The sequence below is a fragment of the Telluria sp. ZT3P39 genome (assembly GCF_059685935.1).
Genome location: NZ_JCASIH010000018.1, coordinates 49,576 through 75,094, shown reverse-complemented (window position 1 = coordinate 75,094; position 25,519 = coordinate 49,576). Strand labels below are relative to the sequence as shown.

Here is a 25,519-nt window from a genome sequence, read left to right as displayed (position 1 = left end):
TCCTAGATGAGCGACCGCCCCAATAAAACCGAACTGGCCGTGCTGCCGCCGATCCCGGCCAAGCGTTATTTCACGATCGGGGAAGTCAGCGACCTGTGCGGGGTCAAACCCCATGTGCTGCGCTACTGGGAACAGGAATTCACCCAGCTCAAGCCGGTCAAACGCCGGGGTAACCGCCGCTACTACCAGCACCACGAGGTGCTGCTGATCCGCCGCATCCGCGAATTGCTGTACGAGCAGGGTTTTACCATCAGCGGCGCCCGCAACCGCCTCGACGGCCGCCACCACGACCTGGCGATGGCCGCCGAGCCCGAAGCGGCGCCGAGCGTGCCGGCGATCGATATCGACGGGGTGCGCGCCGAGCTGCTGGAGATCCTTGCGGTCCTCAAGCACGGCAGCAGCCACGTCTAGCCACCCTGTGGAGTGCCGCGGACAGTGTCCTGCAGGCAGTCCACCCTTCGCCAGTGCATTTTTCGTAACTCAGCAGAAGCGTGCGGTATTGATGCTCAGCGCCGGAGTGTTAGAATGTCACCTGCGGGCATGCCAAATTGAATGCATGCAAGCCGGGGCGTGGAGACGGACCTGGCACTTTCCTGAACAGGGAAAATTTAAGGGAAGACAATGATACGCGTTGCCATTTGTGACGATCACCAGATAGTTAGAGCAGGTTTCAAACAGATTTTCTCGTCGTCGGGCGACTTCGAAGTCGTGGCCGAGGGCGCTACCGGGCGTGAAGCCCTCGATATTGCACGCCGCGAGATTTGCGATGTGCTCTTGCTCGACATCGCCATGCCCGACCAGAGCGGCATCGATATCCTGCGCACGATCCGCCAGGGCCAGCCAAATTTGCCGGTGCTGATCCTGTCGGGTTATCCGGCACAGCAATACGCCCTGAACCTGTTCAAGATGGGCGCCAACGGCTACCTGAACAAGGAATGCGAGGCCGACGAGCTCAAGACGGCCGTGCGCACCGTGTTCCAGGGCCGCCGTTACGTAAGCTCGACCGTGGGCGAACTGCTCGCGCAAAGCTTCGACCGCGATCCGAACACGGCCCTGCACACCGAGCTGTCCGACCGCGAATTCCAGGTATTCCTGCGCCTGGCCAAGGGCGCAACGGTATCGGACATCGGTAATGCACTGTCGCTGTCGATCAAGACCGTGTCCACCTACCGGACCCGCATCATGGAGAAAATGGGGCTGCAGTCCAATAGCGACCTGACCTATTACGCCATGAAGAACAACCTGCTCGATTGAGTTGCTGCCGCGCCCCCACCAGGGCGCGTTTTTATTTCTGCAAGGGCCATCATCCTTGCGCAACGCTTCTTCGCACCGCAGCCGTTTTGCTCTGCAACAATTCGTCGTCGCGACTATAATCGTGCCGGACGGAATCAGTTGCGCGAAAGGAAGCTCATGTATTTCTCCACCGCCCACGACGGCAAGCCGCCCCAAGGGCTGCCGCTCTCCAAGACCCTGTTGTGCGTGGCCTGCGTCGTCATCCTGGTCATCAATGCGGTCTTTCTGGTGCGCAACCTCGACGACCTGCGCTCGGCGAATGCCTTGCAGGCCCAGACCGCGCGCGTATCCGACGAACTCCAATACCTGAACCTGCTCGTCACCGATGCCGAGAGCGGCTTGCGTGGCTATTTCCTCTCAAGCGCCGAAGTCAACCTGAACGCCCTGCATGCGGCGCCGCAGCAACTCGACAGCCAGTTGCGCGCACTCGGCGTGCTGCTGGCCGATAACCCCTCGCAAACCCGCAACCTGGCGCAGTTGCGTACGCTCGTGCAGCGCAAGCTTGCCCTCATGCACCAGTCGCTCGAAGTCTACCGCCAGGGTGGGCTGGTCGATATCGTCGCCATTTCCGCCGCAGCCGACGAGCGCGGGCAGATGGACGAGATCCGGCTGCAGGTGGTGATCATGACGCGCGAGCAGAACGAATTGCTGGCCGCCCGCACCGCCGCGTTCTACAAGCAGTCGCGCTGGACCGTGCTGCTGGGCGCCGGCATCAACGCGGTGGCAATCCTGGTGATCCTGCTGTTCCATAACCTGGTGCAGCGCAGTTTCGGGCTGCGCCTGTCGGCCGAGCGCGCCCTTCAGCAGACCAACGACACGCTTGAGCACATCGTGGCCGAGCGCACCGAGCAGCTCTCGGTGCTGTCGCGCCACCTGATCCGGGTGCAGGAAGAAGAAAAATCGCGCCTGGCGCGCGAACTGCACGACGAGATGGGGGCCAACCTCACCGCCATCGGCATGGACCTGACCACGGTGGGTGAGCAATTGCGCAGCACCCATCCGGAACTGGCTTCCAAACTGGGGCGCGCGCGCAAGACCCTGGTCGACACCGTCCAGCTCAAGCGCCGCATCATCGAGAACTTGCGCCCCAGCCTGCTCGACAACATGGGCCTGTCGGCCGCCCTGCAGAGTTATTGCGCCGATTACGCCCGCGTGACCGCGCTCGACTGCGACGCGCTGATCGACCCGAAGGCCGATGCGGCCGGCCCGATGCAGGCCATCGCGCTGTTCCGCATCACCCAGGAAGCCCTGAACAATATCGCCAAGTATGCGCAGGCGCGCAGCGTGATCGTCAACCTGAGCCAGGAGCCGGGCGGCTGGGACCTGGAAATCACCGATGACGGCATCGGCATTCCGCCGGATGCGATGGCGCGGTCGAAGTCGCATGGCCTGCTGGGCATGCGTGAGCGCGCGCTGCTGCTGGGCGGGCGCCTGTCGGTCGAGCGCGGTGTCAACAATGTAGGAACTTGCGTGCGCGCCTGGCTGCCGCTGGCATCGCCGGGTGGCGACGGCACGGCGGCGAGTGCTGCGATCGCGAGCGCCATGGGCGTCAACTTCCATCCCGCAGCGCCGGCCCTGGGCGGCCCGCAAAATGAAAAGGGGCCTGCGGCATTGCCGGAGACCCCTTCCGATACGGCGTCCGATACGGCGTCCAGTGGGACGCCGGTCAGTTCTTAGCGCGCCACGTCCGACAGCAGGCGGTCGTATTCCGACTTGGCGACCTTGTAGCATTCGCCGGCGTAGTCTTCCAGGCCTGCACGGTCGAGCACGGTGATATTGCCGCGGCGGTACTGGATCAGGCCTTCATCCTGCAGCTTGCCGGCGGCGGCGGTGATGCTCTCGCGGCGCACGCCCAGCATGATCGAGATGAGTTCCTGGGTCACTTTCAGTTCGTTGCTGGCCGAGCGGTCCAGGCGGTCGAGCAGCCAGCGGCACAGCTTCTGTTCGATCGAGCTGTGGCGACCGCCGACGGCGTTCTGGGCCATCTGGGCGAACAGGGCGTTGGTGTAGCGCATCAGCAGCTGGGGCAGGGCGCCGCCGCGGTTGAAGGCGTCGCGCAGGAACTGGGCCTTGAGGCGGTAGCCGTAACCGGCGCTCTGGACCACGGCGCTGCAGGTAGCGCGCTCGCCCATGAACAGCGACACGCCGACCGCGCCTTCATGGCCGACCACGGCGATTTCGGTGGTGGCGCCGTCTTCCATCACATACAGCAGCGACACGATTGCGGTGGTCGGGAAATACACGTATTCGAGTTTGCTGCCATACTCGAACAACTCTTTGCCGAATGGCAGTGGAACGAGTTCCAGTTGTTCAAACAGGCTTTCCAGGTCTGGACGGGGCAGGGCGCCGAGCAGTTCGTTCTGCTGGGTGCCGCTATAGCTGACAACAGGGCGGGACGTCGATTTCACTGCTTCACTCGTGGCTGGAATCTTGTTCTGGGCTTTTTGCATACCGCCAAATTGAGTGCTGTTCATTTTGTTGTCCTCTTATCTCTAACGTGCATCGGGGGCGACTGGCGAGGTGTTCTTTCGTTGCCTCATCGCGATGTGTGAACATTAAAGCTATAGTCTGTTGCCGAACATAAGATTAGCAGTCGCACCCGTGTAGGCTTCGCGCATAAACATTTGTCAGTCCAGTCCTACTGGGTAAAAGCCCGTTTTTCGGCTGTTTTTTTGGCTGTGGCAACGAAATCCCGCATAATGGGTCTGTCTTTTTTCGCCCTGATCCCACGATGCCCCTGCCTTTGTTGTTGGTTGAAGACGATGCCGTGCTCGCCGACGGCCTGTTGCGCGCGCTGGGCGCCCAGGAGATGCAGGTGGAACTGGTGCGCGACGGCCTGGCGGCCGACCTCCGCCTGCAGGGCAACCCGCCCGCGGTGGTGGTGCTCGACATCGGCCTGCCCGGCATCGACGGCTTCGAAGTCGTGCGCCGGCTACGCGCGCGCGGCGGCGCCACCCCGGTGTTGCTGCTCACCGCGCGCGACGCCGTCGAGGACCGGGTGCGCGGTCTGGAGCTAGGCGCCGACGATTACCTGGTCAAGCCTTTCGCCACCGCCGAACTGGTCGCGCGCATCCGCGCGCTGGCCCGGCGCCATGCGCCGGCGCCCGCCCAGGCCGCCCTGGGACTGCTCCATCTCGACAGTTCTTCCCGCCGCGCCCGCGTAGGCGAACGCCTCCTCGAGCTGTCGGCGCGCGAATGGGCGGTGCTCGAATACCTGCTGCTGCAGGCCGGTAGGGTGGTCTCCAAGCAACAAATCATCGACACCATCGTGCCCTACGGCGACGACCTGACCCTCAACGCGGTCGAGGTCTACATCTCGCGTCTGCGCCTGAAGCTCGAGGGCGCCGGGGTGGCGATCCGCACCATCCGGGGCTTCGGCTACCTGCTCGAAGCGGCCTGAAGGCGCGGCCTCCCTCCATGACCAGCATCCGTCTGCGCCTGCTCAAGTGGCTGGTCGCGCCCATCCTCATCTTCAACCTGCTCGCCGCCGCATTGACCTACCTGCTGGCCTGGACCCCGGCCCAGCTGGCCTTCGACCAGGGCTTGCTCGACGCCGCCACCGGGATGGCCACGCGGGTGCGCGCGGACGGCGGCGCGCTGCACGTCGAGCTGCCGGAAGCGGCCGCGCGGGTGCTGGGGGCCGGCGCGCCCGACGCCAGCTGGTTCGTGGTGCGCGAACGCGGTGGCCGGGTGCTGGCGGGCGACCCGGCCTTCCCGCAGCGCGCGGGTGGCCCCATGGTGCGCGACGCCCGCATGCACGGCCAGCCGGTGCGTGCCGCCAGCGTGCTGGTGGCGACCCCGGGCGGGCCGGTCGAGGTCGGCGTTGCGCGGACCCTGCTGCAGCGCCAGCAGGTGCGCTCGGCCATCGTGCGTGCGCTGGTGCTGCTCGAAGTGCTGTTCAGCCTGGCGCTGGTGGGGCTGGTGTGGTTTTCGGTCGGCAACGGCCTGGCGCCGCTGGCGCGGCTGCGCGCCCGGCTGGATGCGCGCGACAGCGCCGACCTGGCCACGCTCGACGACGCCGGCATGCCGCGCGAGCTGGCGCCCGTGGTCGGGGCCTTCAATGCGCTGCTCGGGCGCATCGCCGCCGGCGCCCGCGCCCAGGACGCCTTCCGCGCCAACGTGGCGCACCAGTTGCGCACACCGCTGGCCGGGCTGCGCCTGCAGCTCGAATGGCTGGCCGCGCGCCACCGCGGCGATCCCGAAACCGGCCGGGCGCTGGCGCTGCTGCTGGCCGCCAACGAGCGCATGATCCGCCAGGCCAACCAGCTGCTCTCGCTCGAGCGCGCCGGCCCGGACCGGTTCGGCCGGGCGCAGCCGGCGCCGCTCGACCTGGCGCAGCTGGTGGCCGGGGCGGTGCAGCCTTTCGTGGAGCAGGCGGCGCGCAAGCAGATCGACCTCGGCTTCGAGCTGGGTACGGCGCGGATTGAAGGCGACCCTTACCTGTTGCGCGACCTGGTCGACAACCTGGTCGACAACGCGCTGCGCTACACCCCCGCGGGCGGGCGCGTGACGGTGCTGACAGGGGAGGAGGGCGAGGAGGCCCTGTTCGCGGTGGAGGACAGCGGACCGGGGATTGCGCCCGAGCGGCGCGCCCAGGTCTTCGAGCGCTTCGTGCGGCTGGACGACAAGACCGAGGGCAGCGGACTGGGCCTGGCGATCGTGCGCGACATCGCGCTCGCGCACGGGGCCAGGATCGACCTGGCCGACGGACCGGGCGGCCAGGGCATGCGCGTGACGCTGCGCTTCCCCCGGCCGGCCCCCGCGCCTTAGTCCGCGCCCGAGGTGTAGCTGTAGGCGCGCTTGCGGCGCGAGTTGATGGCCGGACGGATGCGCTGCGGCGCGATCGGCACGCTGGCGCCTTCGTCCTTCTGCACCGCCCCGATCACGACCGTGGTGGCCTGGGCCACGCCCTTGGCGTCGAGGATCGGCACGCCGGTCGCCAGCACCGGCGAAGGAGGCAGGCCGCCGCCGACAAAAGCCGAGGAACGCTGGCCGCCGCAGGTGCCGCCCACGCCGATCGCCCCGGAACCGTTGAGCAGGTTGACCCAGTAGCCGCGCGCTTCGCCCAGCAGGTTCGAGCAGGTGCCCAGGGTTGCCGCGATCGGGCGATTGGTGCTGAAGGTCACCATGCCGCCCGCGATCAGGGCCGAGGTCACCACCTGTTCGCCGGCGCCGTTGGCCGTGAGGTTCATGAACCAGCCCTTGAGGCTGCTGCTCGGCAGCACCGGCGGCGTGTCGCAGGAATTGTTCGCCGTGTAGTTCTCGAGTGCGTCCAGGTCCACCGCGGCGGTGCTCGCCGGCGCCGCGAGGTTGTCCTTGTACACGTAGAAGCGATTGGTGACGCTGGTGAACGGGTACTGGACGTTGAGCGGGTGCTCGCGGTCGCCGCTGCCGATGGCGACGTAGACATAGCCGGTGGTGGCGAGCACGGCCGGCGCGAACAGGAACTTGCGCCCGCCCCCGCCGGTGCTGGCCACGTTGCGCACGGTCCAGGCATCGCTGGCCAGCGCGGCACGCGCGCTGTCGACGAAGTCGACGCGGTAGAGCTTTCCGCCGGTATCGGCCGCATACGCGTAATCGGGTTTGCCGTCGTTGTCGATGTCCACCATCGCGATGTCGGCCGCCACCGCGCGCGTGGTCGGGAACGACTTGATGACCGCGCCGGTGTCGGCGTCGAGCACGAAGATCGCGTTGCCCTTCGTGGCGCTGCAGTTCGGGCTGGCGCTATCGGCATCCTCGCAGCGGTCGTAGCCGCCGCCCACCACCACCACCGGACGCGTGCCGGTGTAATAGCCCTTGATGAAGGCCAGACTCGGGGTCGACCAGGTCTGGCCGATGGCCGCCATGCCCGCCGTGCAGCCGGTGTCGCTGGTGAGGCTCGGGCAGCCGGCTTTCCACTTGTAGACCGGCGATTGCGGATTGCTTACGTCAAGAGCGTAGATCATGCGTCCGCCGCGGCGCATGGTCGGGTAGATCCACACCGCCGAGCTGTCGGCATTCTGGTAGATGCCGGTCGAGCCGTCGAAGAAATAATCCTTCTTTGTCGGCGTAATCGTCTGCGGCACCATGTTGGGGTAGGCAACCAGTGGCGAATTGCTTTGCAGGCGAGACAGGCGATCGAAGAACTCCGGCGCCATGAAGGCCCAGCGCTCGACGCCTGTGGCGGCATTCAGGGCGCGCAGGGTGCCGTCGTTGGCGCCGTAGAAGACGGTCACGCCGCCCTTGGCCGCGCCGAAATTCACCGGGAGCGGGCGCGAGTGGATCACGTCGCCGTGGATCGAGGGGCGGGTGTTCTGGTTCGAGCCGGCCGTTTTTTCGTTGTTCACGTCCTCGCCGCGCAGGAAACGCACCAGGTTGTTGTCCAGGCCGCTGTTGGCGGTGGTCAGCGGGGCCAGTCCGGAAGCGGTATGGGTGAGGACGGTGCGGTTGACGGCGTACGAGGTGGTGCCGCCCGACGCGGCATTGCCCTGGCGCAGGATCTGGGCGGCGCCGCCTTTTTCCACGAACGGGCCATCGGGTGCGTCCGAATATGGGTAGGCCGCATAGGGCGAGGTCGTGCAGGTGCCGATCGGGGCCGGGTCGAGGGCGACGTTTTCCCAATAGGCCCCGCTGTGGCTGGTCCACCAGCTGGTGGCGCAGGGCGTCACGAAGCCGGTGTTGGTATTGACCGCCAGCTTGCCGCCGGCGTCGCCCAGTTCGATGCTGCCGGCATTGTCGACCAGCTGGTAGCGCTTGAGGTTGCCGAACCAGCGTGGCTTGGCGTCCTTGTCGGGGCGGAACATGCCGATGAAAACCTGGTTTTCGTTCTGCGAGCGGTTGGTCGCGTTCACCGGCAGGCTGGTCGAGGCGAATGTCGTGTTGATTGCCTGGATCTCGATGATGATGTTCTTGACGGCGTCGACGATCGCCTGCTCGTTCTTCGCCAGGAAATACTTGCCGTGGCCGGCGCGCGCCATGCTCAGCATCAGCGCGGTGTGCTCGGCGTTCGGCTGGGCATTGTGCACGTCGATGGTGTAGGTGGTCACGCTGGTCTGCAGGCCGGTGCCGGCCGAGATGCCCTTGTCGTGCATCAGGCGCGCCCACTCGTCGGCGTTGCGCGGTCCGGTGTCGGTGCTGGTGGTGCCGTCCGGGACATTGGTAATGATGGTGTCGGTGCCGACCACGTTGTACTGGCGGCTGGTTCCGGTGCACACGCCGTTGGTATTGGGCAGGGCGGTGCCGATCGTGCAGCCGTCGGTATAGCCGGCACAGGTGGCGGGGAAGGGCGCTAGCGTGAGGGCAGCCGCGGCGGCGGCAGGGGTGGCGTAGCAGGCCTGGGTGCTGCCGACCGTGGTCGGGGTGCTGATGGTTTTGCTGCTGAAGTTCGGCAGCCCGAGCTGGGTGACCGGCAGCAGCGTGCCGCTGGCGTTGCGCTGGTTGTTCAGGGTCTTGAGCAGGTTGGTGTTGTCCGCGCTGTCCGATGCCGGGCCGCTCGCGTTCGGGTTGCCGATGAAAATGACGTAGGTCTTGCCGCACAGGTTGTCCAGCGTCAGCGGCGTCTTGAAGCGCGTGTAGTTGGTGGTATAGCCTCGGCTATCGGCCTTGCTTGCCAGCACCGCGCTTGGGGTGTACGAATTGGCGCCCGCGAAATAGTTGTACACGTCGTACATCAGGTTGCCGTAGGACGTATTCGAATTGCGCTTTTCGTCCGGGCTGTTGATGCCGTTGTAGATTTCGGTCAATTCAGTGCCGAACGCCGTCTTGTTGGTCGCGTTCATCGGCAGGATCGGGTAGCGGATGAAGCCGCCGTCCTGGTTGGCATTGCCGCCGGTGACGAATTCCATCAGGCCCAGGCTCACGGTTCCGTCGAGCTCGGTCAGCACGCGCTTGATGGCATTCGCTTCGGACTGGCCCTGGCTGACCCCGCCTGGCCATTTCTGGTTCTGGCGCGCCCAGTTCGATGTGTTGTCGAGCACGATCAGGATGCGCGGGTTGCCGTTGGTGCCGGCCGAGGTGCCCAGGAAGATGTCGATGTCGTCGGCGCCGGCCGGCAGCGACAGGGCGGCAAGGGCTCCCGACAGCATGACGGCAAGGGCGCGCAAGGTGGTGGTGCGGAACATGGCGGAGTCCTTCGGGTCAGGTGGAGGGGCAGTTGTTGGCGACGTCGTCGCGCGCGACGCGCACGGCCACGCCCTGGGTGACTTCGACGCTGGCTTCGGTTTCCATGTCGGTCGCGACCGCATGGAGTTCCCAGATGCTGTCGGCACAGGCCGAGTTGCCGTCGACCGAGCCGACCACGCCGAAGCTTTGCGCGCTGCCCATGCTGCACACGCGGTCTTCGGTCCGGGCCAGGTCGAGCGCCGTGTTCTTGATCACCGGCGCCTTGACGCATTTCGGGCGCGGCGTGATCGCTACCTTCACGTCGTCGGCGCCGTCGCCGTTGCTGTCCACGCAGCGGTGGTTGTCGTCGCCGCAAGGGTTGGCCAGCACCTGGCCGGGCGCCATCGAGAAGCGTGTGGTGCTGATGGCTTCTTCGATCACTTCGCGCGCCGCGGCGGCGGCTTCGTCGCGCTGCTGCATGTTGCTGACGATCTGCATGTTGGACTTGCTGACATTGAAGGTCGTCAGTGCGACCAGGGTCAGCAGGACCAGCATGATCAGCGCGGTGACCAGGGTAATACCGCGTTCGCGGCGCATGAACATCATGGCAGTCTCCGTCCGGCCGGGTTGGGCAATGCCACCTGCGACTGGAATACATGGCGTTTGTGGGCGTCCCCGGCGGCGTCGACGGTGTTGTCGCTGCCGTCGGCGTTCAGGCCGAGCGCATAGGTCTTGCTGTCGACATGGCCGGGCGTGGCCTGGGCATTGCGCGCCAGCAGGTGCAGGCGCACCGCCACCACGCTGCGCCAGTTGCTCACGGCGCAGCCGGCGGCGGCGCAGCCGTTGGCGCCGGCCGGGTCGGCCGAGGTGGCATCAAGCACGCCGTCCTGGACCAGGTCGAGGCCGTACTCGAGCTGCAACTGTTCGATGCCTTCGGCCAGCGGTACGATGGTCCAGGTCGGCGCGGTGGCGCTGCTGCCCAGCTCGGCGCGCTTGAGCGTCGGGATGCCGTCGTCGCCGCGGTTGTTGTTGGCGATAAAGTAGATATGCGTCCGGTAGCGCCGCACCGCGGCCAGGGTGCCGCTGCCGGCGCTCTGGGTGCAGTTACGTTCGTGGCGGTTCAGGTTGGCGGTCGACAGGCTGAGCGCGTAGAAGTCTTCGACGCTGGGGGAGTCGAGTTCGCTCGCATTATTGCAGAGCGAGGCCTGGAACAAGGGCCCGCCGGCCGCGGCCGCGGGGCAGTCGCCGACACCGGCGATGCAGGTGGCGGTGCGGCGCACCACCAGCACGTCGGTGCCTTCGCGCACGTCGTCCAGGCAGTCCAGCCCTTCGGCATCGTTGTCGAAGCCCTGCACCGGCAGTGCCAGGCCGGCCTTGAGCTCGTCCAGGGTGGCGGCGCAGGCCGGCGGCAGCGCGGCCGGGGACGGCAGCACGCTGGGGTCGAATTCGGCATAGTAGCCGGCGTTGCGCAGGTCGAGCGCCAGGGCGTCGAGCGCGAAGCGGCCGTTTTCGACCTGGCGGTGGGCCTTGTCGATTTCGGCCTGGGCACGGGTGTTCTTGACGAACATCAGCGACAGGCCGGCCAGGATGGCCAGGCCGATCGCCATGCCGATCATGAGTTCGGCCAGCGAAAAACCGCGCGCGCGGCGCAAGGTGGGGGTAGGTGCTCGCATGGTAGTCCTCAAGTGCAGCCGGGCAGGCCGACGGCGACGCGCACCGAGACGGCGCGCCGGTGGGTGTCCTCGCCGTACAGGTCGCGGCCGCATTCCTGGGCCGGGGCGCGGGTCGGGTGCAGGCCTTGCCAGGCGACCGTGACGAGATAGACGGCCGGGATGCACACGCCCGCCGCATCGTTCATGGCGCGCAATTGCGTGACGCAGCCGCGTGCGCCTTCCATGGCGCCGGCATTGCCGCCATCGGCGCGCTGCTCGGCCGCACCCTTGAGTGCCGCGCTCCATTCGCACAGGTCGCGCGCGCTGCCGGTGGCCGCGCTGCAGTCCGCATCGAGCTCGTCGCCGGTGCCCACCGGCCCGGCCGTGACATAGCCGGCCGCGCCGGCGCTGTTGCCGCTTAATCGAGCCTGCATGTCCTGCAACAGCACCGAGGCCTGGGCGCGCTGGTAGGACTCGATCGACCCGAGATGGGCCTTGGTCTGGAAGGCCGCCAAGCCCAGCAGGCCGAAGGCGACGATGACCATCGCGATCAGCACTTCGAGCATGCTGGCGCCGCGCTGGAGTCGGGTAGGGAGGGGCGGAGTCATGGGCTCGGGCACGCGGCGCTGGATTGGGCCGGGCGGCCGGACAGGTCCACCGAGACGCAGCGCAGGTCGTCGCTGTCCTCGATGCTGATGTCGAAGGCGGGAAGAATGGCTCCGCGCACGCGGCCGTTGGGCAGGTAGACCACGTTGGCCGGGCCCTCGATCGCGGTGCCGGGCACGGCCGGATGGTCGTCGAGCAGCCGGTCGGCGTCGCCCGGGGCCGCGATCTGCCAGCCCTGCTGCCAGGCGCCGGCCGCGGCGGGAGCCAGGGTGACGGCGGCATTGCGCTTGATCGCTTCGCTGCGCGCCCGGTTCAGCGCGGTGTACAGGTCGGTGCTGACGCTGCGCGCGCGCATGGTGGCGGTCAGCTTGCCGTAGGCAGGCCCGGCCAGCGCGCCCAGGATCGCCAGGATGGCCAGCACCGTCATCAGCTCGACCAGGGTGAAGCCGCGCTGGCGCGGCAGGGAAATGCTTACCATTTGTCGCCCGGCGAGCGGGTGCCGGCCTGGTTCACGGACAGCTCGCCGTCCTCGGCCTGGATGGTGTCGTCGAGCGGGGTGGCGGTGATGATGAAGGATTGCGGCGGGCCGTCCTCGACGGCGATCTCGATGGCGTATTTGCCCGATACCGACTCCGGCACCGGCAGGGCCAGATCGTCCACGCTGGCGGCGTAGCTGCGGGTGTCGGCCAGGTACTGAACCTGGGCCTGGGCCAGCTCCATCAGGTAGCTCTGGGCCGCGCTGCGGTTGCTGCGCACGAGGTACTGGCCGTAGGCGGGGTAGGCGATCGACAGCAGGATGCCGATGATGGCAACCGTCACCATGAGCTCGACCAGCGTGAAGCCGCGCTGGCGCCGGGGAAGGAAAGAATGCATGGGATCGCCTTAGGAGGAGCAAGGAATGTTGCCCAGTATAAACACTTAACCTGTCAAATTGCTGACAACCGCGCAGTCGGCGGGGGAAGTTGAGGCCGGCCGTCCACACAAGGGCCTTCATACCCGGTAAAATCGCCGGTTTTGCACCAATCCTTTTGGCCGAGACCATGGCATCCGACACCGCAGCAACCCTCCCCGAGTCCCCAGACGGCGCCGCCGCAGCCAAGCCTGCCGCCGTGATCGCGCGCGAAGTCGCGCGCCGCCGCACCTTCGGCATCATTTCCCACCCGGATGCGGGTAAAACCACGCTGACCGAAAAACTGCTGCTGTTCTCGGGCGCGATCCAGCTCGCCGGCACCGTCAAGGGCCGCAAGAGCGGCCGTCACGCGACCTCGGACTGGATGGACATCGAGAAGCAGCGCGGCATTTCGGTCGCTTCTTCGGTGATGCAGTTCGAGTTCCGCGACCACGTGGTCAACCTGCTCGACACCCCGGGCCACCAGGACTTCTCGGAAGATACCTACCGCGTGCTGACCGCGGTCGACTCGGCCCTGATGGTGATCGACGCGGCCAAGGGCGTGGAGGAGCAGACCATCAAGCTGCTGGGCGTGTGCCGCATGCGCGACACCCCGATCGTCACCTTCATGAACAAGATGGACCGCGAGACCCGCGACCCGCTCGAGCTGCTCGATGAAGTCGAGTCGGTGCTGAAGATCGAATGCGCGCCGGTGACCTGGCCGATCGGCATGGGCAAGAACTTCCGCGGCGTGTACCACCTGCTGAAGGACGAGATCATGCTGTTCAAGGCGGGCGAAGAGAAAGCCGACGGCGCCTTCGAGATCGTCAAGGGCATCGACAACCCGAAGCTGGCCGAGATGTTCCCGCTCGAGATCGAACAGCTGAAAATGGAAGTGGAGCTGGTGCACGGCGCCTCGCACGTGTTCGACCTGGAGCGTTTCCTGTCGGGCGTGCAGACCCCGGTGTTCTTCGGCTCGGCCATCAACAACTTCGGCGTGCGCGAGATCCTGTCGGCGCTGGTCGACTGGGCCCCGGCGCCGCGCGAACGCGACGCCACCGTGCGCGCCGTGGAGCCGGAAGAGCCGAAGTTCTCGGGCTTCGTCTTCAAGATCCAGGCCAACATGGACCCGGCCCACCGCGACCGCATCGCCTTCCTGCGGGTGTGCTCGGGACGCTTCGAAAAGGGCATGAAGGTCAAGCACCTGCGCCTGGGGCGCGACGTCAAGCTGTCCTCGGTGGTGACCTTCATGGCCTCGAGCCGCGAGCAGGTCGAAGAAGCCTATGCCGGCGACATCATCGGCCTGCCAAACCACGGCAACATGCAGATCGGCGACAGCTTCTCGGAAGGCGAGATGCTGACCTTTACCGGCATCCCGTATTTTGCGCCGGACCTGTTCCGCACGGTGCGCATCCGCAATCCGCTGAAGGTCAAGCAGCTTCACAAGGGCCTGCAGCAGCTGGGCGAAGAGGGCGCGGTGCAGGTGTTCAAGCCTGTGCTGGGCTCGGACCTGATCCTGGGCGCGGTCGGCGTGCTGCAGTTCGAAGTCGTGGCCAGCCGCCTGCTCAATGAATACGGCGTGGACGCCGTGTTCGAGACCAGCAGCATCAGCAGCGCGCGCTGGGTCTCGAGCGAGGACAAGAAATCCCTCGCCGACTTCGAGAACCAGCTGGGCCACCAGGTCGCCTACGATGCGGCCGGCAACCTGGCCTTCCTGGCGACGTCCGGCGTGAACCTGCGCCTGACCCAGGAGCGCTGGCCGAAGCTGACCTTCCACGCGACCCGCGAGCACGCGGCCAAGCTGGCCTGAGCCCCGGGCTTTGTCATCCCGCAGCGCCGGCCTCGTGCCGGCGCTGTCGTTTCAGAAGCCGATTCCGACGCTTCCCTTGAGCGTGCTCGCATTGCTGGCATTGCCGAACCTGGCGGCGCTGCCGTTGAGCCGCGCTTCGGCGCCGATGGTGGTCCGTTTATCGAGCTGGTACTTCGCGCCGACCGCGCCATAGGCGCCGGTGCCGGACTCGCCCGCGAAGACCGACGGTGTCTCAGGCCGCACCCGCTGCGGCGGCAGCAGGCCGTCGTTTCTCACCTGGCTATGCGCGATCCCGAGCTTGCCGTAGGCGCTCAGGCGCTCGCTGATCGGCACCGTGACCTTGGCCGCGACATAGGTGGTAAAGCTCCTGGCGCCGAGCGCGCCGGCCGCCACGCCCGATTCGGCCGGACCGGGTGCGATCTTGTGGAAACCCTCGTCGCGCAGGTGCGAATAGCCGGCTTCCAGGGCCAGGTAGTCGTTCAGGGCGTAGCCGAGCACCAGCCGCGGATCGGTGCGAAAGCCGGTGAACACGCGATCGTTCGGATTGGCCGTCTCGTTACCGCCGTACAGGGGCGAGTAGCGCTTGAAGCCGGCGGCCAGCGGGCCAAATCGCCCGGCTTCTGCCTCCAGCACAGGTCCTGGCGGAACCGCCAATTGCGCCCGCGCGCTACCGGCGGCAAGCAGTACCGCTCCGAACAGCATGCTGATGCCCTTCATTCGACTCCCCTTAATCGGCGTGGTTGATCTGGTCGGACACAAGGATACAAAGCCGAACTTACAACTATATTAAATCGGCAAGCCCTTCTTTCGTCCTGCTCGTGCTTGTTGTACGCGTCCAAAGATGTCGACCGATATGCGCCGCCGCAAGCTGTAGAGTTTTTGAACCGCGTAGATTCGTTCAATGCGCTTAGGAAATTAAGCACGGTTCAACTTAGGGAGGCATCATGCAAGCCCAACGGTACCGCTCCCCGGTCTTCACGTCCACCCGCGCTGCCCTGGCGCGCTCTCCGAAGGTGGCCTGAGCCATGCTGTCGCGACTGAAGATCGGCCCCAAGCTGCTGCTGGCCCCTGGCGTGGTCCTGCTGCTGCTGGTCATGTTGTCCAGCGGCGCCTACTACGCGATGGTGCGCCAGCACCAGTCCCTGCAAACCATCGTCGGGCCGCGCGCGGTGCAGCTGCGCAGCACGACCGAACTGGTGGCCCATGCCCAGCGCGTGCATGCCGACACCTACAAGCTGCTCACCTGGATCAGCAGCAGCTTCTCGCGTCCCCGCATCGACCTCCTGATCACCCAGATCCACCGCCAGAACGCCGCCATCGAGCGCTCCTTCGCCGAGCTGGCGCGCATCACGCCTGCAGGCAGCGCCGAGCGCCACCACGTCGAGCAGGCCCGGCACGCCCACCGCGTGTATGTGCGGGCCGCGCGCGAAGTGGTCGAGCTGGCGCATGCCGACCAGACCATCGGCGCCAACGCCATGATCAAGCCGGAAGCCGCCTTTGCCGTCATGGCGCAGCGCATGAGCATGCTGGCCAGGCTCGAGCGCGACCTGTCCGAACAGGCCTCGCACAGCGCCGCCGCCGACTTCCGCGTCACGGCCGGCCTGATGCCGGTGGTGATCCTGCTGGCGGTCGGGGTGTCGCTGGCGATCACGATGGCGGTGCGCCGGGTGCTGCTGCTTGAAATCCGCGGCATCGGCGCCGCGGCGCTGGGGCTGGCCAGCGGCGACCTGACCATCGGGCAGCGCGACTATGGCGACGACGAGATCGGCGAGACCTCGCGCGCCCTGGATGCCGGCATCCGCAACCTCAACGGCACCCTGCGCACGGTGCTGGAGTCGGCGCGCACGATCGGAAACACCTCGCGCGACATCAGCCTGGGCAACCTGAGCATGCACAGCCGCGCGGTGTTCCGCAGCCGCTCGCTGGAAGATACCGCGGCCTCGATGCAGGAGCTGGCCGAGACGGTCTCGAGCACCGCCGACAGTGCCCTGGCCGCCAACCGGCTGGCCCAGTCGGCGTCAAGCAGCGTGCGCGCCGGTGGGCTGACCGTCGAACGCATGGCGGCCACGATGGCGACGGTGAAGGAGGGCGCCTTGCGCGCCGCCGAAGTGGCCGGCGTGATCGACGCCTTCGCCAGTGAAGCGGGCACGCTGGCGCTCAACGCGGCGCTGGAAGCGGCCCGGGGCGGGCTGGGCGGACACGAATTCGCCGATGCGGCGGGCGAAGTCAGAAAGCTGGCGCAGTGCGCCGCCGGAGCCGCGCGCGAGGTGCGCGAGCTGGCCGCGCGCTCGGTGGCCGAGATCGAGGGCTGCACCGAATGGGCGCTGGACGCCGGCAGCAGCATGCAGGACGTCGCCACTTCGGTACGCAAGGTCGAGGATCTGGTGGGGAGCATCAAGAGCACCAGCGCAGGCCAGGCCAGCGAACTGGCCCAGGTCAACCAGGCGATCGTGCGGATGGACGAAGTGACCAAGCAGAACTGCGCGCTGGTCGAAGAAGCCGCCGCCGCGGCCCGCACCCTGCAGATGCAGGCGCTGTCGCTGTCGCGCACCGTGGCGGCTTTCCGCCTGGACGAATCCGAGACGCCGCCGGCCGCGCCGCCGAAAAAGGAAAGCGGCGCTCCCCAGGCGACCCCGACGCGGGATCTTCCCAGGGAGCGCCGCCTTCACGAGCGCTCGCATTTGCGGCTCGCCTCGAGCCGCAAATAACTTACTCGTAGTCGCTGATCGGCGCGCAACCGCAGAACAGGTTACGGTCGCCGTACACGTTGTCGGCGCGGCCGACCGGCGGCCAGTACTTCTTCTTGCGCAGCGACGCCACCGGGAAGGCCGCCACTTCGCGGCTGTAGGTGTGCTGCCACTCGTCGGCAGTGACCACTTCCGCGGTGTGCGGCGCGCCCTTGAGCGGATTGTCCATCTTGTCGTACTCGCCGCGCTCGACCTTCACGATCTCGGCATGGATGGTGATCATCGCCTCGATGAAACGGTCCAGCTCCGCCTTCGATTCCGACTCGGTCGGCTCGATCATCAGGGTGCCCGGCACCGGGAAGCTCATGGTCGGGGCGTGGAAGCCGAAGTCCATCAGGCGCTTGGCCACGTCTTCGTTGCTGATGCCGGTCTTGTCCTGCAGCGGGCGCAGGTCGATGATGCACTCGTGCGCGACCAGGCCGTCGTGGCCGGTGTACAGCACCGGATAGTGCGGGGCCAGGCGGCGCGCGATGTAGTTGGCGTTCAGGATCGCCACTTCGGTCGCGGCGGTCAGGCCTTCCGCGCCCATCATCGCGATGTACATCCACGAGATCGGCAGGATCGAGGCCGAGCCGTAGGCCGCCGCGCTGACCGCGCCGATGCCCGCTTCGTTGCGCACATAGCCGGTCGAGAGCTGGTTCGGCAGGAACGGGGCCAGGTGGGCGCCGACGCCGATCGGGCCGACGCCAGGACCGCCGCCGCCGTGCGGGATGCAGAAGGTCTTGTGCAGGTTCAGGTGGCTGACGTCGCCGCCGAAAGCGCCCGGTGCGGCCACGCCGACCATCGCATTCATGTTGGCGCCGTCGACATACACCTGGCCGCCGTGCGCATGGACGATCTCGCACAGTTCCTTGATGCCTTCTTCGAACACGCCGTGGGTCGATGGGTAGGTGACCATCACGCAGGCCAGGTTGGCGCTGTGCTGTTCGGCCTTGGCGCGCAGGTCGTTCAGGTCGACGTTGCCGTTCTCGTCGCAGGCGGTGACCACCACCTGCATGCCGACCATGCTGGCCGATGCCGGGTTGGTGCCGTGCGCCGACGACGGGATCAGGCAGATGTTGCGGTGGCCTTCGCCGCGCGACTGGTGGTATTTCTGGATCACGAGCAGACCCGCGTACTCGCCCTGCGAGCCGGCGTTCGGCTGCAGCGAGATCGCCGCATAGCCGGTGGCCGCGCACAGCATGGCTTCCAGCTGGTCGATCATCTCGCGGTAGCCGACGGTCTGGTCTTCGGGTGCGAACGGGTGGATGCTGGAGAACTCGGGCCAGGTGACCGGGATCATTTCCGAGGTCGCGTTCAGCTTCATGGTGCACGAACCCAGCGGGATCATGGTGCGGTCCAGCGCCAGGTCCTTGTCGGCCAGGCTGCGCAGGTAGCGCAGCATCTCGTGCTCGGCGTGGTAGCGGTGGAAGGTCGGGTGGGTCAGGTAGGCGCTGGTACGGGCGAGCGGAGCCGGGTAGGCGTCCTGCGCGTCGGCGTCCAGCGCATCGATGTCGACGGTCTTGCCCTTGCCGAACACCGAGAACAGCAGGGCCAGGTCGTCGCGGGTGGTGGTTTCGTCCAGCGATACGCCGACGTGCTTGTCGTCGATGCGGCGCAGGTTGATGCCCTGCTCGGCGGCGGCGGCCACCAGCGCCGCTGCATCCGGGGTCGCGATGCTCAAGGTGTCGAAGAAGGTCTGGCTGACCACTTCGACGCCGAGCTGCTTCAGGCCCATGGCCAGGATTCCGGCCTGGCGGTGCACGCGCTGCGCGATTCGCTTGAGGCCATCCGGGCCGTGGTAGACCGCGTACATGCCGGCCATCACGGCCAGCAGCACCTGGGCGGTACAGATGTTCGAGGTCGCCTTTTCGCGGCGGATGTGCTGTTCGCGGGTCTGCAGCGCCAGGCGGTAGGCCTGGTTGCCCTGCGCGTCGACCGTCACGCCAACCAGGCGGCCGGCCATGCTGCGCTTGTATTCGTCGCGGGTGGCCAGGTAGCCGGCGTGCGGGCCGCCGAAACCGAGCGGCACGCCGAAGCGCTGGCTGTTACCGACGACCACGTCCGCGCCCCATTCGCCCGGCGCGGCCAGCATGGTCAGGGCCAGCAGGTCGGCGGCGACCACCACCATCGCGCCCATCGCATGCAGGTGCTCCACGGCGGAGCGGTAGTCGCGCACTTCGCCGTTCACGCCCGGGTATTGCAGCAGCACGCCGAAGCAGGATTCTTCCAGCTTCTCGATGTCGGCGGCGGCAATGACGCGCACTTCGACGCCGATCGGCTCGGCGCGGGTCTGCACCACTTCCAGGGTCTGCGGCAGCACGTCGTCGGCCACGTAGAAGACCTTCGACGACGACTTGCCGACGCGCTGGATCAGCGTCATCGCTTCAGCCGCGGCCGTGCCTTCGTCCAGCATCGACGAGTTGGCGATGCCCATGCCGGTCATGTCGGTGATCATCTGCTGGAAGTTCAGGATCGCTTCCAGGCGGCCCTGCGAGATCTCCGGCTGGTAAGGCGTGTAGGCGGTGTACCAGGCCGGGTTCTCGAAGATGTTGCGCAGGATGACCTTCGGCGTATGGGTGCCGTAGTAGCCCTGGCCGATCATCGACTTCATGACCCGGTTCTTCGAGGCCAGCGCCTTCAAGGTCGCCAGCGCTTCTTCTTCCGAGCGCGGCTCGACGAACTGGCCCAGGTCCAGCGTCTCTTTGGTGCGGATGTTCGCGGGCACGACCGCATCGATCAGGGCGGCGCGCGTGGCGTAGCCCAGGGTCGACAGCATGGCTGCCTGTTCGGATGCGGACGGGCCGATGTGGCGCGGGATGAACGCGTCGCGCAGTTCAAGTTGGGTGAGGCTGGTGCGGGTCATGGTAGGGGCCAGGAGAAGAAGTGGCGCGGGGCGCCGGGGTAGTGGAGATGGTGCTGCGTAGGGGTCTTTTGTAGGGTGGGCGGGTTTCCCGCCCGCGCGTTCAAATCAGGCATGCACTGCGGCGACGCATTTTACGGTTGAACGTGCGGGCGGCGAAGCCGCCCACCCTACGGCAATCAGTTGCCGGTGGCTTTGGCGTAATCGTCAGCACTCATCAGCTTGTCGATCGCGCCGGCATCCGACGGCTGCAGCTTGAACAGCCAGGCGCCGAAGGCGTCCGAGTTGATCGAGTCCGGTGCATCGGCGACCGACTGGTTCACTGCAGTGACGGTGCCCGCGACCGGAGCGTAGATGTCGCTGGCGGCCTTGACCGACTCGACCACCGCGGCGTCGCCGCCGGCGGTGAATGCCTTGCCGACCTGCGGCAGTTCGACGAACACGATGTCGCCCAGTGCGTCCTGCGCGTATTCGGTGATGCCGACGGTCACGGTGCCGTCAGCCTCGCGGCGCACCCACTCGTGGGAATCGGTGTATTTCAGGTCGGTTGGAATGTTCATGTAAAAGCTCCAGTAGGTGAGGCGGACAGTATAACAATTCTTGTTTTCAGGCTGCGAGGACTTTGCCGTTGCGGACGAACGGCAGCTTCACCACGCTGGCAGCGAGCTTTTTATCGCGGATCTCGACGTGCACGGTGTCGCCGATGGCCACATCCAGCGGCACGCGCGCGATCGCGATCGCCTGCTGCATGCTCGGGCTGAAGGTGCCGCTGGTGATTTCGCCCTCGTTGCCGGCGGCGGAGATCACTTTCTGGTGGGCGCGCAGGATGCCGCCTTTTTCGCGCAGGATCAGGCCGACGAAGTTCGCGTTCTGGCCCTTGGCCTGCAAGGCGGCCTTGCCGATGAAGTCGCGCTCCGAGACCAGGTCGATTGTCCAGGCCAGGCCGGCGTCCAGCGGATTGACGCTGTCGTCCATGTCCTGGCCGTAGAGGTTCATGCCCGCTTCCAGGCGCAGCGTATCGCGCGCACCCAGGCCGGCCGGCTTGATGCCGGCGGCGACAAAGGCGTTCCACAGCGCTTCGACGTTCGAGGCGGATACGCCCACTTCGAAGCCGTCTTCGCCGGTGTAGCCGGTGCGAGCGACCATGACTTCGCCGAACTCGGTATCCGGCACGATGACCACGTTGAACGGCTTGAGCGGCTCGGAAGCGGCCTGGGTGGTCGGCAGCACCTGCCACACTTTGGCGCGGGCGTTCGGGCCCTGTACGGCGATCAGGGCGATGGGGTCCGCATTTTCCACACCCTTGTCGCGGCGCTGGGTAATGGTGACGCCGCTCTTGCTAGCCTCGTTCTGCTGGCTCATCCAGGCCACGTCCTTCTCGGCGGTGCCGGCATTGACCACCAGGCGGAACCAGTCTTCGGCAAAGTAATAGACGATCAGGTCGTCGATCACGCCGCCGTCCACGTTGAGCATGCACGAGTACAGCGCCTTGCCCGGAACCTGCAGCTTGTCGACGTTGTTGGCCAGCAGGCCGCGCAGGAAAGCGCGCACGTTGGCGCCCTTGAGGTCCACCACGCACATGTGCGAGACGTCGAACATGCCGGCGTCGGTGCGGACAGCGTTGTGCTCTTCGATCTGGGAGCCATAGTTGACCGGCATGTCCCAGCCGCCGAAGTCGACCATCTTGGCGCCGAGGGCGCGGTGTGCGGAATTGAGCGGGGTCGCTTTGAGCGTCATGGAATCCTCGGGACAGTAATAGGGGTACGGGCACGCCTGTTGGGTGCTTGAATCCCCTCTGTCCTTGGTACCTGAGAGATAGCAGCGAAGCCGCCTGCCCCTTCGGTGGGCCGCCTGCAAAGGCAGCGGCCGCTCTCCAGAGTTGGGCCGGCCGCGCCATGCGCTGCTGCCCCTTGACCAGTCCGTTTGCCTGAGAGTTTGTGGGTAGTGCCCCTTCGGCGGCAGGTAGGCCTGCGCTCTCCCGGTCAAGACTGTGGAGAATATGCCAGCCTTGGTTTGCTGTCAACCAAAGCAGGGGTGCCCAGGGCATGTTACAAGAGGCGTTTGGCTTGCTGAAAAGTATTGCTGCGCACTATTGGTGCAGGGCAGGCGGAGGGTTTGCACCTGTTTTGCTACACTTAACTTACATACTTTGCAGTGGGAAAAGACTATGAGCGAAGACAAAGCGCAAGGACCGAAGGAAGCCTGGTTTACCCTGTCCGGGGACGTCAACAGCGACATGGTGCACCGCGTGTTCGAGGCAGTGTCCGCCATGACCGAAGACGGCATCGAGACGGCCCACGTCATGGTGCAGTCCAACGGCGGCTATGTCAGCGACGGCCTGTGCCTGCATAATTTCCTGGCCAATTCCCCGATCACCTTCGTGATGTACAACGGCGGCGCGGTCGCGTCGATCGCCGTCACGCTGTTCCTGGCCGGGACCCGGCGTTATTGCAGCGAGACGGCCCGCTTCATGGTGCACAAGTCGCACGCGACGGCCTCGCCCGGTTCGCGCCCGGATGCGCTCAACATCATCGTCGAAGGCCTGCGCGCCGACGATGCGCGCACCGAGACGCTGCTGCGCAAGTCGGTAGAGCTCACGCCCGAGCAGTGGGCCATCCACCAGTACTCCGACCTGCACCTGAATTCGCGCGACGCGAAAGCGGCAGGGCTGGTGCACGACATCGCCGATTTCAAGCCGCCCAAGGGCGCGGTGCTGCGCAATATCTGAGGCCCAATGAAAAGCCCGCCATCGGGTGAGGGCGGGCTGGAGTCTTGCGCTGTCCCGGGCAGTTGAGGGCCTGCCCGGATGACTTGCGTCAGCGCTTCTTGTCGTTCTTGTGGCTTTGGCGACCGGCTTCCGCGTGCTGCTCCGGCGTGCCGCCGCGGGTGCCGGCGCCGCTACCCGATGCCGAACCCGAGCCCGAACCGGACTGCTTGCTGCCACTGCTGCTGCTGCCGGCGCTGTTACTGCTTTGCTGGCTGCCACTCTGGGAGCCCGAACGCGAGCCCTTCTTTCCTTGATTCGAGGCCATGAAGATGTCCTTTCAATGTGGGAAAATAGCTGGTTGCCGAGCTGCGGATCGATACCGCAGCAATTCCGGTCGACCCATCATGCGGGCCGGTCCTGACGATCGGTATCGGATCACAGCGTGATCCAGTGTAGGACAGCCGCCGACATACTCAAGGCATTATTTAGGGTCGATGTGTCGGCGCGATACGACATGCCGAACGGATCAATGCCCTTGTTCATTTTTTTAGTTGCTAGTTGGAAATATTGTGGCAGAATGCAGGGATACCCCCCATCGTCGACCCCATGTCCAGCCCGACCCAGACATCTGCCGTCCGCAAGGCCGCCGCCACGCAGCAGGCGACGCTGGACGAGCTCGTCGGTATCGCGGCGCGCCAGGCCGCCGACGGCCTGAAGGACATGGCCGCCCGCATCGTGTCGGCGCTGCTCGACATGACCGCGGCCGGCCTGGATCCGCAGCAGGCCGGCATCCGGATCCGCTCGGGCAACCTGCTGAAAGAGAACGCCTACGTCTTCGTGCACCTGGCCTCGGCCGCCATCGAAGCGGCGTTGAAGAAGGAAGCCGCGCAGCTGGCGCCCGGGCTCAAGACGGCGCCAGCCGCCCCGGTGACATTGAGCCTGGTTCCCCTCGAAGAAGTCGACAGCCAGCTCGCCTTTGCCGGCACCAGCCGCCCGTTCGACCTGCAGCAGTCCGAAGCGCTGGCCAGCCTGGGCGTGCGGCTCGGCATGCTGCTGGGCCGCGAACTGGTGCGCGCGGCGCACAATCCCTTCCGTCCCGAAGTCTTCCTGCGCGCGATCCAGGACGCCTGGTGCGAGTTCGAGCCCGACCCGCAGGCCCATGGCCTGCTCATGCCGCTGCTGCGTCCCGGCCTCGTGTTTGACCTCGGGCCGCTGCTGGCGGCCCTGAACGACAGGCTCAAGCCGGCGCGCGCGTCCCGACATGATGGCGAGCGTTTCGCCAAGACCGACGACAGCGCCAGCGCCCGGGCGGCGCGGGCCCGGCGCGACGCCGCCGTCTCGCAGCAACTGCGCCAGCTGTTCGGCGCGGCCGACGCGGGGCAGAGCGCCGAACTCGATATTCCGCTGATCGCCAACCTGCCGCAGGGCAGCGGCGGCTGGCGTCCCAGCGGCGCGGCCGGCTTTGCTGCGGGACCGGCAACGGTGTCGTCCCCGGCAGCCGGCTTCGCGGCGCCGCTGCCCGGCCAGGCGGCGCCCTTGATGGGCATGCTGGAGAAATTCGCCGCCGGCTTCGCATCCGGCGGCCAGGCGCAGGAGGTGTTCTACCTGCCGCGCCTCAAGCAAAGCCTCCCCCAGGGCAGCCTGTCGCGCGGCGATGAAACCACGCTCGACCTGTTGTCGCGCATCTTCGAGACCGTGCTGCTGGACGAGGCGATTCCACAGGAGACGCGCGAGCTGATCGCCTTCCTGCAGGTGCCGGTGCTGAAGGCCGCGCTGCACGACCGCAGCTTCTTTTTCGAAGAAACCCATCCGGCGCGGCGCATGCTCGACCTGCTGTCGAACGTGGGCTGGGAGCAGCCGGGCAGCCCGGACGATCCGGTGTTCCGCGCCATGCGCAGCAGCGTGGAGAAGGTAGGCCGCGGGGGGCAGCCGGAAGCTTTCGCCGCCGCCGTGGCCGACCTGGAGGCGAGCATCGCCGAACGCGAGCACGCCCAGCAGGCGGCGATCGCCGGGCCGATCGCCCAGGCCACGCGCCAGGAAAAGCAGGCCGCCGCCGGCCGCTCGGCCAGGAAGGCGGTGGCGCTGCGCCTGGCCGGCGAAGACGTGGTCGCCGTGGTCGGCGCCTTCCTGGAACAGCGCTGGACCCCGGTGCTGACGCTGGCCTACACCATCGAGGACAGCAAGCCGGGCGCGGTCGACAACGCCACCCGCGCCATGGACGACCTGGTCTGGAGCGTCAAGCCCAAGACCACGCAGGAAGGGCGCAAGGCCCTGATCGCGCGCCTCCCAGGCCTGCTCACTACCCTGAACAAATGGCTCGACGCCGTCAAATGGCAGGACGCCGAGCGCCTGCAGTTCTTCGCCGAGCTGGCCGAATGCCATGCGACGATCGTGCGCGCCCCGATCGAGCTCGCGCCCGACCGCCAGCTGGAGCTGGCGGTGGAGGCGGCCCAGCTGGACGCCCTGCGCCGCATCGCCGTCGAACAGGCCGGCGCGCAGGAAGAAGAGGAGATGGCGCTTGATCCGGCCGCCGCCACCCTGGCGAGCCTGGAGCGCGGCATGCGCGTCGAATTCACCGGGAGCAGCGGCGTGCGCAAGGTGAAACTGGCCTGGGTCAGCCCGCTGCGCACCCTGTTCATCTTCTCCGGCGCGGGCCGCCAGGAAGCGTTTTCACTGCCGGCCGAGCGCCTGCTCGAGTCCTTCCGCACCGGCAGTATCCGGGTGCTGGCGCCGGAGGGCGTGGTCGGCCGGGTGCTGACCCAGGCCGCCGGCGAAGCCGCCATGAACGACCCGATGCTGGCCGAGCGCGCCGGCTGAAACGGAAGGCAAACAATTGCCTGCTTCGCAAGCTTGCATCTTGGCCGAAAAGCAAGCAACAGATGGTATGATGCGGT

At 66.7% G+C, this 25,519-nt stretch carries 21 protein-coding genes and 2 riboswitches; of the genes, 9 read left to right on the top strand and 12 right to left on the bottom strand.

Translation table 11 applies throughout. The features are described 5' to 3' along the window. Positions 1 to 6 precede the first annotated feature (6 nt). The 3 genes from AC56LR_RS16335 to AC56LR_RS16325 all read left to right on the top strand — a co-directional run bounded on the left by AC56LR_RS16335 (position 7) and on the right by AC56LR_RS16325 (position 2,970). Positions 7 to 411 (top strand): MerR family transcriptional regulator, encoded by a 405-nt coding sequence (locus tag AC56LR_RS16335; protein WP_497131877.1) that lies wholly within the window; start codon positions 7 to 9, stop codon positions 409 to 411. A gap of 210 nt (positions 412 to 621) precedes the next feature. Further along, positions 622 to 1,254: a response regulator gene (locus tag AC56LR_RS16330; RefSeq protein ID WP_091873377.1), complete on the top strand. Its 633-nt coding sequence runs from the start codon at positions 622 to 624 to the stop codon at positions 1,252 to 1,254. A gap of 156 nt (positions 1,255 to 1,410) precedes the next feature. Then, positions 1,411 to 2,970, top strand: coding sequence for a CHASE3 domain-containing protein (locus tag AC56LR_RS16325; protein WP_497131876.1), 1,560 nt, complete (start codon positions 1,411 to 1,413; stop codon positions 2,968 to 2,970). Here the strand turns inward: AC56LR_RS16325 and AC56LR_RS16320 are convergent. Then, positions 2,967 to 3,767 carry a Crp/Fnr family transcriptional regulator gene (locus AC56LR_RS16320; RefSeq protein WP_497131875.1) on the bottom strand — a complete coding sequence of 267 codons (801 nt, stop codon included), beginning with the start codon at positions 3,765 to 3,767 and terminating at the stop codon, positions 2,967 to 2,969. The genes AC56LR_RS16325 and AC56LR_RS16320 overlap by 4 nt on opposite strands. Positions 3,768 to 4,024: 257 nt before the next feature. On the opposite strand from AC56LR_RS16320, the gene AC56LR_RS16315 reads away from it, so the two are divergent. Together AC56LR_RS16315 and AC56LR_RS16310 are read left to right on the top strand one after the other, a co-directional pair. Beyond that, complete coding sequence (locus AC56LR_RS16315; RefSeq protein ID WP_497131874.1) at positions 4,025 to 4,693, top strand: response regulator transcription factor; 669 nt, start codon at positions 4,025 to 4,027, stop codon at positions 4,691 to 4,693. A gap of 17 nt (positions 4,694 to 4,710) precedes the next feature. Then, entirely contained in the window at positions 4,711 to 6,063 is a 1,353-nt protein-coding gene (locus tag AC56LR_RS16310; RefSeq protein ID WP_497131873.1) for a sensor histidine kinase, read from the top strand. Here AC56LR_RS16310 and AC56LR_RS16305 read toward each other — a convergent pair. From AC56LR_RS16305 to AC56LR_RS16280, 6 genes are read right to left on the bottom strand one after another with little or no spacing between them, the layout of a single operon-like run. Beyond that, the gene (locus tag AC56LR_RS16305; protein ID WP_497131872.1) at positions 6,060 to 9,392 is read right to left on the bottom strand and encodes a pilus assembly protein; all 3,333 of its coding nucleotides are present in this window, start codon (positions 9,390 to 9,392) and stop codon (positions 6,060 to 6,062) included. The genes AC56LR_RS16310 and AC56LR_RS16305 overlap by 4 nt on opposite strands. 16 nt (positions 9,393 to 9,408) lie before the next feature. Further along, a complete protein-coding gene (locus AC56LR_RS16300; RefSeq protein WP_497131871.1) occupies positions 9,409 to 9,978 on the bottom strand; it encodes a PilX N-terminal domain-containing pilus assembly protein in 570 nt (189 codons plus the stop codon). Further along, positions 9,975 to 11,045 carry a PilW family protein gene (locus tag AC56LR_RS16295; RefSeq protein WP_497131870.1) on the bottom strand — a complete coding sequence of 357 codons (1,071 nt, stop codon included), beginning with the start codon at positions 11,043 to 11,045 and terminating at the stop codon, positions 9,975 to 9,977. Before AC56LR_RS16295 ends, AC56LR_RS16300 begins: the two co-directional genes overlap by 4 nt. Positions 11,046 to 11,053: 8 nt before the next feature. Continuing rightward, positions 11,054 to 11,632, bottom strand: a complete 579-nt coding sequence (locus tag AC56LR_RS16290; RefSeq protein ID WP_497131869.1) for a type IV pilus modification PilV family protein — start codon at positions 11,630 to 11,632, stop codon at positions 11,054 to 11,056. Continuing rightward, on the bottom strand, positions 11,629 to 12,108 hold the full coding sequence (locus AC56LR_RS16285; protein ID WP_497131868.1) for a GspH/FimT family pseudopilin: 480 nt from the start codon (positions 12,106 to 12,108) through the stop codon (positions 11,629 to 11,631). The genes AC56LR_RS16290 and AC56LR_RS16285 overlap by 4 nt, the downstream gene beginning before the upstream one ends. Next, positions 12,102 to 12,503, bottom strand: a complete 402-nt coding sequence (locus AC56LR_RS16280; protein ID WP_497131867.1) for a type IV pilin protein — start codon at positions 12,501 to 12,503, stop codon at positions 12,102 to 12,104. Before AC56LR_RS16280 ends, AC56LR_RS16285 begins: the two co-directional genes overlap by 7 nt. 167 nt (positions 12,504 to 12,670) lie before the next feature. Between AC56LR_RS16280 and AC56LR_RS16275 the strand changes: the two genes are divergently transcribed. Beyond that, complete coding sequence (locus tag AC56LR_RS16275) at positions 12,671 to 14,329, top strand: peptide chain release factor 3 (protein WP_497131866.1); 1,659 nt, start codon at positions 12,671 to 12,673, stop codon at positions 14,327 to 14,329. Between the two features lie 51 nt (positions 14,330 to 14,380). Here AC56LR_RS16275 and AC56LR_RS16270 read toward each other — a convergent pair whose 3' ends face one another. Further along, a complete protein-coding gene (locus AC56LR_RS16270; RefSeq protein ID WP_497131865.1) occupies positions 14,381 to 15,046 on the bottom strand; it encodes an outer membrane beta-barrel protein in 666 nt (221 codons plus the stop codon). 308 nt (positions 15,047 to 15,354) lie between these two features. On the opposite strand from AC56LR_RS16270, the gene AC56LR_RS16265 reads away from it, so the two are divergent. Beyond that, the gene (locus tag AC56LR_RS16265; protein ID WP_497131864.1) at positions 15,355 to 17,037 is read left to right on the top strand and encodes a methyl-accepting chemotaxis protein; all 1,683 of its coding nucleotides are present in this window, start codon (positions 15,355 to 15,357) and stop codon (positions 17,035 to 17,037) included. Between the two features lies 1 nt (position 17,038). On the opposite strand, the gene gcvP is transcribed toward AC56LR_RS16265, so the two are convergent. From gcvP to gcvT, 3 genes are all read right to left on the bottom strand, one after another. Then, the gene (gcvP, locus tag AC56LR_RS16260) at positions 17,039 to 19,921 is read right to left on the bottom strand and encodes an aminomethyl-transferring glycine dehydrogenase (protein ID WP_497131863.1); all 2,883 of its coding nucleotides are present in this window, start codon (positions 19,919 to 19,921) and stop codon (positions 17,039 to 17,041) included. 176 nt (positions 19,922 to 20,097) lie between these two features. Then, positions 20,098 to 20,478, bottom strand: coding sequence for a glycine cleavage system protein GcvH (gcvH, locus tag AC56LR_RS16255; protein ID WP_497131862.1), 381 nt, complete (start codon positions 20,476 to 20,478; stop codon positions 20,098 to 20,100). A gap of 46 nt (positions 20,479 to 20,524) precedes the next feature. Continuing rightward, positions 20,525 to 21,655, bottom strand: coding sequence for a glycine cleavage system aminomethyltransferase GcvT (gene gcvT, locus AC56LR_RS16250; RefSeq protein ID WP_497131861.1), 1,131 nt, complete (start codon positions 21,653 to 21,655; stop codon positions 20,525 to 20,527). Positions 21,656 to 21,703: 48 nt separating this feature from the next. Beyond that, positions 21,704 to 21,805, bottom strand: a riboswitch (glycine riboswitch). An 18-nt stretch (positions 21,806 to 21,823) separates the two neighbouring features. After that, positions 21,824 to 21,909, bottom strand: a riboswitch (glycine riboswitch). A 176-nt stretch (positions 21,910 to 22,085) separates the two neighbouring features. Between gcvT and AC56LR_RS16245 the strand changes: the two genes are divergently transcribed. Beyond that, positions 22,086 to 22,646 carry an ATP-dependent Clp protease proteolytic subunit gene (locus AC56LR_RS16245; RefSeq protein WP_497131860.1) on the top strand — a complete coding sequence of 187 codons (561 nt, stop codon included), beginning with the start codon at positions 22,086 to 22,088 and terminating at the stop codon, positions 22,644 to 22,646. 88 nt (positions 22,647 to 22,734) lie between these two features. Here the strand turns inward: AC56LR_RS16245 and AC56LR_RS16240 are convergent, their stop codons facing one another. After that, positions 22,735 to 22,950: a hypothetical protein gene (locus AC56LR_RS16240; RefSeq protein WP_497131859.1), complete on the bottom strand. Its 216-nt coding sequence runs from the start codon at positions 22,948 to 22,950 to the stop codon at positions 22,735 to 22,737. 281 nt (positions 22,951 to 23,231) lie between these two features. Here AC56LR_RS16240 and AC56LR_RS16235 point away from each other — a divergent pair, with 281 nt between their 5' ends. After that, positions 23,232 to 25,442 carry a DUF1631 family protein gene (locus AC56LR_RS16235; protein WP_497131858.1) on the top strand — a complete coding sequence of 737 codons (2,211 nt, stop codon included), beginning with the start codon at positions 23,232 to 23,234 and terminating at the stop codon, positions 25,440 to 25,442. Positions 25,443 to 25,519: the final 77 nt, after the last annotated feature.

What these genes read in the sequence shown, in the direction of transcription:
- AC56LR_RS16335 (WP_497131877.1), top strand. Translation starts at nt 7, where the DNA reads ATGAGCGACCGCCCCAATAAAACCGAACTGGCCGTGCTGCCGCCGATC.
- AC56LR_RS16330 (WP_091873377.1), top strand. Translation starts at nt 622, where the DNA reads ATGATACGCGTTGCCATTTGTGACGATCACCAGATAGTTAGAGCAGGT.
- AC56LR_RS16325 (WP_497131876.1), top strand. Translation starts at nt 1,411, where the DNA reads ATGTATTTCTCCACCGCCCACGACGGCAAGCCGCCCCAAGGGCTGCCG.
- AC56LR_RS16320 (WP_497131875.1), bottom strand. Translation starts at nt 3,767, where the DNA reads ATGAACAGCACTCAATTTGGCGGTATGCAAAAAGCCCAGAACAAGATT.
- AC56LR_RS16315 (WP_497131874.1), top strand. Translation starts at nt 4,025, where the DNA reads ATGCCCCTGCCTTTGTTGTTGGTTGAAGACGATGCCGTGCTCGCCGAC.
- AC56LR_RS16310 (WP_497131873.1), top strand. Translation starts at nt 4,711, where the DNA reads ATGACCAGCATCCGTCTGCGCCTGCTCAAGTGGCTGGTCGCGCCCATC.
- AC56LR_RS16305 (WP_497131872.1), bottom strand. Translation starts at nt 9,392, where the DNA reads ATGTTCCGCACCACCACCTTGCGCGCCCTTGCCGTCATGCTGTCGGGA.
- AC56LR_RS16300 (WP_497131871.1), bottom strand. Translation starts at nt 9,978, where the DNA reads ATGATGTTCATGCGCCGCGAACGCGGTATTACCCTGGTCACCGCGCTG.
- AC56LR_RS16295 (WP_497131870.1), bottom strand. Translation starts at nt 11,045, where the DNA reads ATGCGAGCACCTACCCCCACCTTGCGCCGCGCGCGCGGTTTTTCGCTG.
- AC56LR_RS16290 (WP_497131869.1), bottom strand. Translation starts at nt 11,632, where the DNA reads ATGACTCCGCCCCTCCCTACCCGACTCCAGCGCGGCGCCAGCATGCTC.
- AC56LR_RS16285 (WP_497131868.1), bottom strand. Translation starts at nt 12,108, where the DNA reads ATGGTAAGCATTTCCCTGCCGCGCCAGCGCGGCTTCACCCTGGTCGAG.
- AC56LR_RS16280 (WP_497131867.1), bottom strand. Translation starts at nt 12,503, where the DNA reads ATGCATTCTTTCCTTCCCCGGCGCCAGCGCGGCTTCACGCTGGTCGAG.
- AC56LR_RS16275 (WP_497131866.1), top strand. Translation starts at nt 12,671, where the DNA reads ATGGCATCCGACACCGCAGCAACCCTCCCCGAGTCCCCAGACGGCGCC.
- AC56LR_RS16270 (WP_497131865.1), bottom strand. Translation starts at nt 15,046, where the DNA reads ATGAAGGGCATCAGCATGCTGTTCGGAGCGGTACTGCTTGCCGCCGGT.
- AC56LR_RS16265 (WP_497131864.1), top strand. Translation starts at nt 15,355, where the DNA reads ATGCTGTCGCGACTGAAGATCGGCCCCAAGCTGCTGCTGGCCCCTGGC.
- gcvP (WP_497131863.1), bottom strand. Translation starts at nt 19,921, where the DNA reads ATGACCCGCACCAGCCTCACCCAACTTGAACTGCGCGACGCGTTCATC.
- gcvH (WP_497131862.1), bottom strand. Translation starts at nt 20,478, where the DNA reads ATGAACATTCCAACCGACCTGAAATACACCGATTCCCACGAGTGGGTG.
- gcvT (WP_497131861.1), bottom strand. Translation starts at nt 21,655, where the DNA reads ATGACGCTCAAAGCGACCCCGCTCAATTCCGCACACCGCGCCCTCGGC.
- AC56LR_RS16245 (WP_497131860.1), top strand. Translation starts at nt 22,086, where the DNA reads ATGAGCGAAGACAAAGCGCAAGGACCGAAGGAAGCCTGGTTTACCCTG.
- AC56LR_RS16240 (WP_497131859.1), bottom strand. Translation starts at nt 22,950, where the DNA reads ATGGCCTCGAATCAAGGAAAGAAGGGCTCGCGTTCGGGCTCCCAGAGT.
- AC56LR_RS16235 (WP_497131858.1), top strand. Translation starts at nt 23,232, where the DNA reads ATGTCCAGCCCGACCCAGACATCTGCCGTCCGCAAGGCCGCCGCCACG.